Origin of the sequence: Amycolatopsis sp. NPDC058278, from assembly GCF_042881395.1 — a bacterium.
Lineage (GTDB): Bacteria > Actinomycetota > Actinomycetes > Mycobacteriales > Pseudonocardiaceae > Amycolatopsis.
Genome location: NZ_JBHVXZ010000219.1, coordinates 1 through 7,909 on the forward strand (window position 1 = coordinate 1; position 7,909 = coordinate 7,909).

Below are 7,909 nucleotides of genomic sequence, written 5' to 3' on the forward strand. Positions count from 1 at the left end.
CTTCTCGGCCTCCATGAAGGGTTCGAGGTAGGCGACCGACCGCTTCATCACGCGCGCGCTCTTGACCACCTGCGGCAGGAACATCTTGCCGGAGCCGAACAGGTCGCCGACGATCTTCATGCCGTCCATCAGCGGGCCTTCGATGACCTCGAGGGGCCGCGCCATCGTCAAGCGCGCCTCTTCGGTGTCTTCCTCGATGTAGTCGACGATGCCGTGCACCAAGGCGTGCGACAGCCGCTCGGCCACGGTGCCTTCGCGCCACGACAGGTCCACGACACGCTTGGTGCCGCTGCCCTTGACGTTCTCGGCGAAGCTCACCAGCCGGTCGGTGGCGTCTTCGCGGCGGTCGAAGAGGACGTCCTCGACGAGTTCGAGGAGGTCCTTCGGGATGTCCTCGTAGACCGCGAGCTGGCCAGCGTTGACGATGCCCATGTCCAGCCCGGCCTGCACGGCGTAGAACAGGAACGCCGAGTGCATCGCCTCGCGCACCACGTCGTTGCCGCGGAAGGAGAAGGACAGGTTCGAGATGCCGCCGCTGGTCCGCGCGCCGGGGCAGCGCTCCTTGATCCGGGGCAGCGCGTCGAGGAACGCCTTCGCGTAGCCATTGTGCTCGGCGATGCCGGTGGCGACGGCGAGCACGTTCGGGTCGAAGATGATGTCCTCGCCCGCGAACCCGGCCTGCTGCGTCAGCAGGTCGTACGCGCGGCCGCAGATCGCCACCTTGCGGTCGGCGGTGTCGGCCTGGCCCTGCTCGTCGAAGGCCATCACGACGACGCCGGCGCCGTAGTCGCGGATGGTGCGGGCCTGGGCGAGGAACGACTCCTCGCCCTCCTTGAGGCTGATCGAGTTGACCACGCCCTTGCCCTGCAGGCAGCGCAGGCCGGCTTCGAGCACGCTCCACTTGGAGCTGTCGACCATCACCGGGATCCGGGCCACCTCGGGCTCGGTGGCGATCAGGTTGAGGAAGGTCGTCATCGCCTGCTCGGATTCGAGCAGGTCGGCGTCCATGTTGACGTCCAGCAGGTTGGCCCCGCCGCGGACCTGCTCCAGCGCGACATCGACGGCGCCCTGGTGGTCGCCGGATTCGATGAGCCGCCGGAACCGCTTGGAGCCGGTGACGTTGGTGCGCTCGCCGATCATCACGAACCCGGTGTCGGCACCGATGCCGAACGGCTCGAGCCCGCTGAACCGCGTGTGGGTGCGCGGCGCCGGCACCTCCCGCGGGCCGACGTCCTTCGCCGCCGCGGCGATCTTCGCGATGTGTTCCGGGGTGGTGCCGCAACAGCCGCCGACGAGGTTGACCAGGCCGTCGCGGGCGAACCCGCCGATCAGGCCGGCGGTCTCCTCGGGTGTCTGGTCGTAGCCGCCGAACGCGTTCGGCAGCCCGGCGTTCGGGTGGCAGGCGACGTAGGTGTCGGCGATCCGCGAGAGCTCCTCGACGTGCGGGCGCATCTCCTCGGCGCCCAGCGAGCAGTTCACGCCGACGACCAGCGGCTTCGCGTGTTCGATCGAGCTCCAGAACGCCTCGACGGTCTGACCCGAAAGCGTCCGGCCGCTCAGGTCGACGATGGTGACCGAGATCCACAGCGGCAGGTGCGGCGCGACCTCTCGCGCGGCGGCGATCGCGGCCTTGCAGTTCAGCGTGTCGAAGATCGTCTCGATCAGCAGCAGGTCGACACCGCCCTCGGCGAGCCCGGCGATCTGCTCGGCGTAGGACGCCTTGACCTGCTCGAACGTGACCGCCCGGTACGCCGGGTCCTCGACCTTGGGCGACAGGCTGAGCGTGACGTTCAGCGGCCCGATCGACCCGGCGACGAACTTGCCTCCGGCCTCGTCGGCGGCTTGGCGGGCGAGCTGCGCGCCGCGGACGTTCATCTCGTGGACGTACGCCTGCAGGCCGTAGTCGGCCTGGCCGATGCTGGTCGCGGTGAAGGTGTTGGTCGTGGTGATGTCCGCGCCGGCCGCGAGGTACTGGCGGTGGACGTCGAGGATGACGTCCGGGCGGGTGAGGTTCAGCAGGTCGGGGTCGCCGGTGACGTCGTGGGTGTGGTCGCCGAAGCGTTCGCCGCGGTAGTCGGCCGGAGTGAGCCCGGCGCCCTGCAGCATGGTGCCCCAGGCGCCGTCGAGCACGGCCACGCGCTGGTCGAGCAGCTCACGCAGGCGCGCTGTTGAGTCGAACGCCGTGGACTCTCGCGGGGTGTTCACCGGCAGCCTCCCTCGATCGGGAGGCGCCCTTGGTTGGTCATTCCCGGCCGAGCGTGGCGGACCCGGTGGTCCGTTGCAGCGCCTCTCGGCCTGTGGTCCACGGTATCGGAACCGGGCCCGCGCACGCCATCCCGCCCCGCCGGCGCGTCCACGGACTGGGACACCGTTTGTCCACAATGGAATACACCGGCCACGCCGCCTCCTCCGCTCGAGTCACCTCACACCGTCGCTCGACCAGCCCATGGCGTTACTCTTCGCGTCCGAAGTGATCACCTTGCGTACCGCCCGGGCCGCTTGAAAACTGAAACACGTTCTAATACGCTCCGCGGGTGGACTACGGAATCGTGCTGTTCACCAGCGACCGGGGGATCACCCCGGCGGCCGCGGCGCGCGCCGCGGAAGCCGCGGGGTTCTCGACCTTCTACGTCCCCGAACACACCCACATCCCGGTGAAGCGCGAGTCACCGCACCCGCGCACCGGCGACGCGTCGCTGCCCGACGACCGCTACAGCCGGACGCTCGACCCGTGGGTCGCGCTGGCGACGGCGGCCGCGGTCACCGAGCGGATCCGGCTCGCCACCGCGGTGGCCCTGCCGGTCGAGAGCGACCCGATCACGCTCGCCAAGACGATCGCCAGCCTCGACCACCTCTCCGGCGGCCGGGTCACCCTCGGCGCCGGCTTCGGCTGGAACGTCGACGAGCTGACCGACCACGGCGTGCCCGGGAACCGCCGCCGCACCGCACTGCGCGAGTACCTCGAGGCGATGAGTGCACTCTGGACGCAGGAGGAAGCGGCCTACGACGGGGAGTTCGTCTCCTTCGGACCGAGCTGGGCGTGGCCGAAGCCGGTCCAGGCGCACATCCCGGTGGTGCTCGGCGCGGGCCCGACCGAGAAGACGTTCCGCTGGATCGCCCGCCACGCGGACGGTTGGCTCACCACGCCGGCCGACACCGACCTGGACGGGCACGTGGCGCTGCTCAAAGAGATCTGGCGTGCCGAAGGACGCGAAGACGCTCCGCTGATCTGCGCGCTCGGCGAACGGCCGGACCCGGAACGCCTGGCACACCTGGATTCCCTGGGCGTGACCGAGACGATCTTCGGCCTCCCCGACCGCGCGCCGGAAGAGGTCGAGGCGTGGATCGGCCGGCTGGCCGGAAAACTCACCCTCGCCCCCACGCACTGAAACCGGCGGGACGCGGACGAATCCGCGCCCCGCCGGTGATCGACCCCCCGGGTCAGCTCTTGGCCGCGACGCCCTGGCGGGCCCGCAGGTCGAGTTCGATCTGCTCCAGGCTGCGGCCCTTGGTCTCCGGGACCAGCCACTTGGTGAGCCCGAACAGCACCACGTTCACCCCGGCGAACAGGAACATCGAGCCGCCGATGCCGAGGGACTTCGGGTCGGAGATGATCGGGAACACCGCGCTCACGATCCCCGTCGCCGCCCAGAGGACCACGCTGCTGACGCCCATGCCGGTCGCCCGGTACTTCAGCGGGAACACCTCGGACATCATCACCCAGACGACCGCGCCCCAGCCGAGCTCGTACCCGACCAGGTAGAGCACCATCATCACCAGCATCAGCAGGCCGCGCGTGCCGGTGTCGTGGACGTTCAGCACCACCAGGCCGGCGGCCACCAGCGTCACCACCATGATGACGTTGCCGATGAGCAGCAGCGGTTTGCGGCCCCAGCGGTCCACCACGAACACGACCCACGCGGTGAACAGGAACTTCGTGACGCCCAGCAGCACGCCGGACAGCAGCGCCGCCTGGGTGGCGAAGCCGAGCCCGATGAGCATCGTCGGGAAGTACGCGTTGATCGCGTTGACGCCGCTGAACTGCTGGCCGATCGCGAGCAGCAGGGCCACGACGAGCATCGGCCGCACGAAACCGGAGAACAGGTCGCGGATGCGCGGCTTCTCCTCGGTGTCGAGCCGGATGACCTCGTGGATGGTCGCGATCTCCTCGTCCAGGTTCACGGTGCTGCCGTGCGCGCTGGCCAGGACCCGCCGCGCCTCTTCCTCCTGGCCGTTCTTGACCAGCCAGCGCGGCGTCTCCGGCAGGAACACCAGCCCGATGAGCAGGATCACCGCGGGCACGATCGCGCCGGCGAACATCCAGCGCCACGCCGAGATCGGGCCGAGCCAGTAGCTGACCAGGAACGCGATCAGGATGCCCAGCACGATGAAGATCTGGTTGAGCGCGCCCATCGCGCCCCGCCACTTCGCCGGGGCCAGTTCGGACAGGTAGGTCGGGACGGTCGACGAGGAAAGCCCGATGCCCAGTCCGATGACCAGGCGCGAGAGCACCAGCAGCAGGAACGTCGGCGAGAAGCTCGCCGCCAGGGTGCCCACGATGACGATGCCCGCGGCGACCATGATCGTGCGGCGCCGGCCGAGGGCTTCGTTGGTGCGGCTGGAGAACAGTGCGCCGACGATGGCGCCGACCGACAGGCTGGCGGTGATCACGCCCTTGTCCCAGCTGGTCAGTGCCCACAGCTTCCCGATGAACGGGAGCACCCCGGAGATCACGCCGAGGTCGTAGCCGAAGAGGATGCCGCCGAGCGCGCCGAAGAAGTACAAGGTGGTCCGGCTGATGTGCCGCGCCGGTGCTGTCCGGGTACTTGACTGATCGGTCATTGCCGGGTCGCCTCTTTCTTGAGTCCAGTCGAGCGGAGGTCCAGTCCAGCCAGCGGCCACCACACTCACACGCCGGAAAATAGCGGGCAAGAAGATCCGTGATAACAATTCAGAAACCTGATCGTCGTTCACATACATGACTCCGACAAAACCGGCGCCGCCTGGGTGCGGGGGTCGGCGCCACCCGGCCCGGAATCCACTGTGGACAGTATCCGCCGGCGAAATCGTCGAACGCTTTACAACGCTCCGAACGCTGGTTTACCGTCCCTCTGGAAGCGCTCCCAGAGTGTGGAGGCCAAGGTGCACAACGTCGTGCCAAGAACGCATTCCCCGTCCAGGTTCCGCTCGGCGAGACGGCTGTTCGTCAGCGCGCTCGCCGTCCTCTTGCCCGCCGCCCTCGCCGTCACGGTCGGCGCGCCGGCCTCCCCGGCCGCCCCGGCGGCCACCACGTGGCGCAACGCCGAGATCGCCGGCGGCGGGTTCGTCCCCGGCATCATCTTCAACCAGACCGAGCCCGGGCTGGTCTACGCCCGCACCGACATCGGCGGGGCGTACCGGTGGAACACCGCCACCGGCCGCTGGCTCCCGCTGCTGGACTCGGTCGGCTGGACCAACTGGGGGCACAACGGCGTCGTCAGCCTGGCCACCGATCCGGTCGACCCGAACCGGGTCTACGTCGCCGCCGGGATGTACACCAACAGCTGGGACCCGAACAACGGCGCGATCCTGCGGTCGGCCGACCGCGGTGCCAGCTGGCAGGCGGCCGCGCTGCCGTTCAAGCTCGGCGGCAACATGCCCGGCCGCGGCATGGGCGAGCGGCTCGCGATCGACCCGAACCGCAACAGCGTCCTCTACCTCGGTGCGCCGAGCGGAAACGGGCTGTGGCGCAGCACGGACTCCGGCGTCACCTGGACGAAGGTGACCAGCTTCCCCAACCCGGGCAACTACGCGCCCGACCCGAACGACACGACGGGCTACTCCAGCGACAACGAGGGCGTCACCTGGGTGACGTTCGACCCGACGACCGGCACCCGCGGGAGCACCACGCAGACGATCTACGTCGGCGTCGCGGACAAGCAGAACACCGTCTACCGCAGCACCGACGGCGGCGCGACGTGGGCGCGGCTGGCCGGCCAGCCCATCGGGTACCTGGCGCACAAGGGCGTCTTCGACGCGACCGGCGGCTACCTCTACCTCGCCACCAGCGACACCGGCGGCCCCTACGACGGCGCGAAGGGCGACGTCTGGAAGTACGCCACGAAGACCGGCACCTGGACGCGGATCAGCCCGATCCCCTCCGACAGCTCCGACGACTACTTCGGCTACAGCGGGCTGACGATCGACCGGCAGCACCCGAACACGCTGATGGTCGCCACGCAGGTGTCGTGGTGGCCGGACGTGATCTTCTTCCGCAGCACGGACGGCGGCGCCACCTGGACCCGGATCTGGGACTTCTCGAGCTACCCCGACCGGTCGCTGCGCTACACGCAGGACGTCTCCTCGGTGCCGTGGCTGACCTTCGGCGTCCAGGCCGCTCCCCCGGTGCCCTCGCCCAAGCTCGGCTGGATGACCGAGTCGGTGGAGATCGACCCCTTCGACTCGAACCACCTGCTCTACGGCACCGGAGCCACGATCTACGGCACGTCCGACCTCACGAAGTGGGACAGCGGCGGCAAGATCACGATCAAGCCGGTCGTCGGCGGCCTCGAGGAGACCGCGGTGCTGGACCTGATCAGCCCGCCGTCGGGCGCTCCCCTGCTGTCCGGCCTCGGCGACATCGGCGGGTTCCGGCACGACAGCCTCGACGCGGTCCCGGCCACCATGTACACGCAGCCGGTGTTCACCACGACCACCAGCCTCGACTACGCCGAGTTGAACCCGGCGACGATCGTGCGCGCCGGCACGCTCGACCGGTCCGCGCGGCCGAACGACAACCGGATCGCCTTCTCCACCGACGGCGGGAAGAACTGGTTCCAGGGGGCGGAGCCGGGCGGGAACGCCAGCGGCGGCACGGTGGCCGCGGCCGCCGACGGCGGCCGGTTCGTCTGGAGCCCGGACGGCGCGAACGTCAGCTACTCCGTCGGCTTCGGCTCGTCGTGGACGGCGTCGACGGGCATCCCGGCCGGCGCGGTGGTCGAGTCCGACCGGGTCGACCCGAAGCGGTTCTACGGGTTCGCGGCGGGCAAGTTCTACGTCAGCACCGACGGCGGCGCGAAGTTCACCGCGACCGCCGCCACCGGGCTGCCGGCCGGCTCGGCGCACTTCAAGGCGATGCCGGGCGTGGCCGGGGACATCTGGCTGGCCGGCGGCTCCGGCACGGCGTACGGCCTGTGGCACTCGACCGACTCCGGGGCGTCCTTCACGAAGCTGGCCAACGTCGCCGAAGCCGACAACATCGGGTTCGGCAAGGCCGCACCCGGCCGGACGTACGCGGCGTTGTACACGATCGCGAACATCGGCGGGGTGCGCGGGATCTTCCGCTCCGACGACGCGGGAGCTTCGTGGACGCGGATCAACGACGACCGGCACCAGTACGGCAACATCGGGACGGCCCTGACCGGCGATCCGCGGGTGTACGGCCGGGTGTACGTCGGCACGAACGGCCGCGGCGTGATCGTGGGCGAGTCCGGGGGCAGCGAGCCACCGCCGACGACGAGCACCACGCCGACCACCACGACTCCGACGACGACCACCACCACGCCCACGACGACCACCACGCCGGTGCCGTCGGGGTCCTGCACGGCGGCCTACACGGTCACCAACCAGTGGCAGGGCGGGTTCCAGGCCTCGGTGAAGGTGGGCAACACCGGCACCGCCGCGGTGACCGGGTGGACGGTGACGTGGACCTACGCCGACGGGCAGCGCGTGACGCAGGCGTGGAACGCGCAGGTCACCCAGAGCGGCGCGGCGGTGACGGCGCTGGACGCGGGCTGGAACAAGACCATCCCCGCGGGCGGGAGCGCGGAGTTCGGGTTCACCGGGACGGCGGGGACGGCGAACGGCAAGCCCGCGGCGATCTCGCTCAACGGGAAGGCCTGCACGACGTCCTGAGCCGAGGGTCCACGGG

4 protein-coding genes and 1 riboswitch are annotated in these 7,909 nt (G+C 69.9%); of the genes, 2 read left to right on the forward strand and 2 right to left on the reverse strand.

Going from position 1 to position 7,909, the window contains the following annotated elements; all coding sequences use genetic code 11:
• Positions 1 to 2,205: methionine synthase (metH, locus tag ACFVYA_RS48575; RefSeq protein WP_387055285.1), on the reverse strand; the 2,205-nt coding region annotated here is incomplete at its 3' end.
• Positions 2,206 to 2,219: 14 nt separating this feature from the next.
• Positions 2,220 to 2,298: riboswitch (S-adenosyl-L-homocysteine riboswitch) on the reverse strand.
• Between the two features lie 236 nt (positions 2,299 to 2,534).
• Between metH and ACFVYA_RS48580 the strand changes: the two genes are divergently transcribed.
• On the forward strand, positions 2,535 to 3,389 hold the full coding sequence (locus ACFVYA_RS48580; protein ID WP_387055286.1) for an LLM class F420-dependent oxidoreductase: 855 nt from the start codon (positions 2,535 to 2,537) through the stop codon (positions 3,387 to 3,389).
• A 52-nt stretch (positions 3,390 to 3,441) separates the two neighbouring features.
• Here the strand turns inward: ACFVYA_RS48580 and ACFVYA_RS48585 are convergent, their stop codons facing one another.
• Positions 3,442 to 4,842 (reverse strand): sugar porter family MFS transporter, encoded by a 1,401-nt coding sequence (locus ACFVYA_RS48585; RefSeq protein ID WP_285992335.1) that lies wholly within the window; start codon positions 4,840 to 4,842, stop codon positions 3,442 to 3,444.
• 300 nt (positions 4,843 to 5,142) lie between these two features.
• Between ACFVYA_RS48585 and ACFVYA_RS48590 the strand changes: the two genes are divergently transcribed.
• A complete protein-coding gene (locus ACFVYA_RS48590) occupies positions 5,143 to 7,893 on the forward strand; it encodes a cellulose binding domain-containing protein (protein ID WP_387055289.1) in 2,751 nt (916 codons plus the stop codon).
• Positions 7,894 to 7,909: the final 16 nt, after the last annotated feature.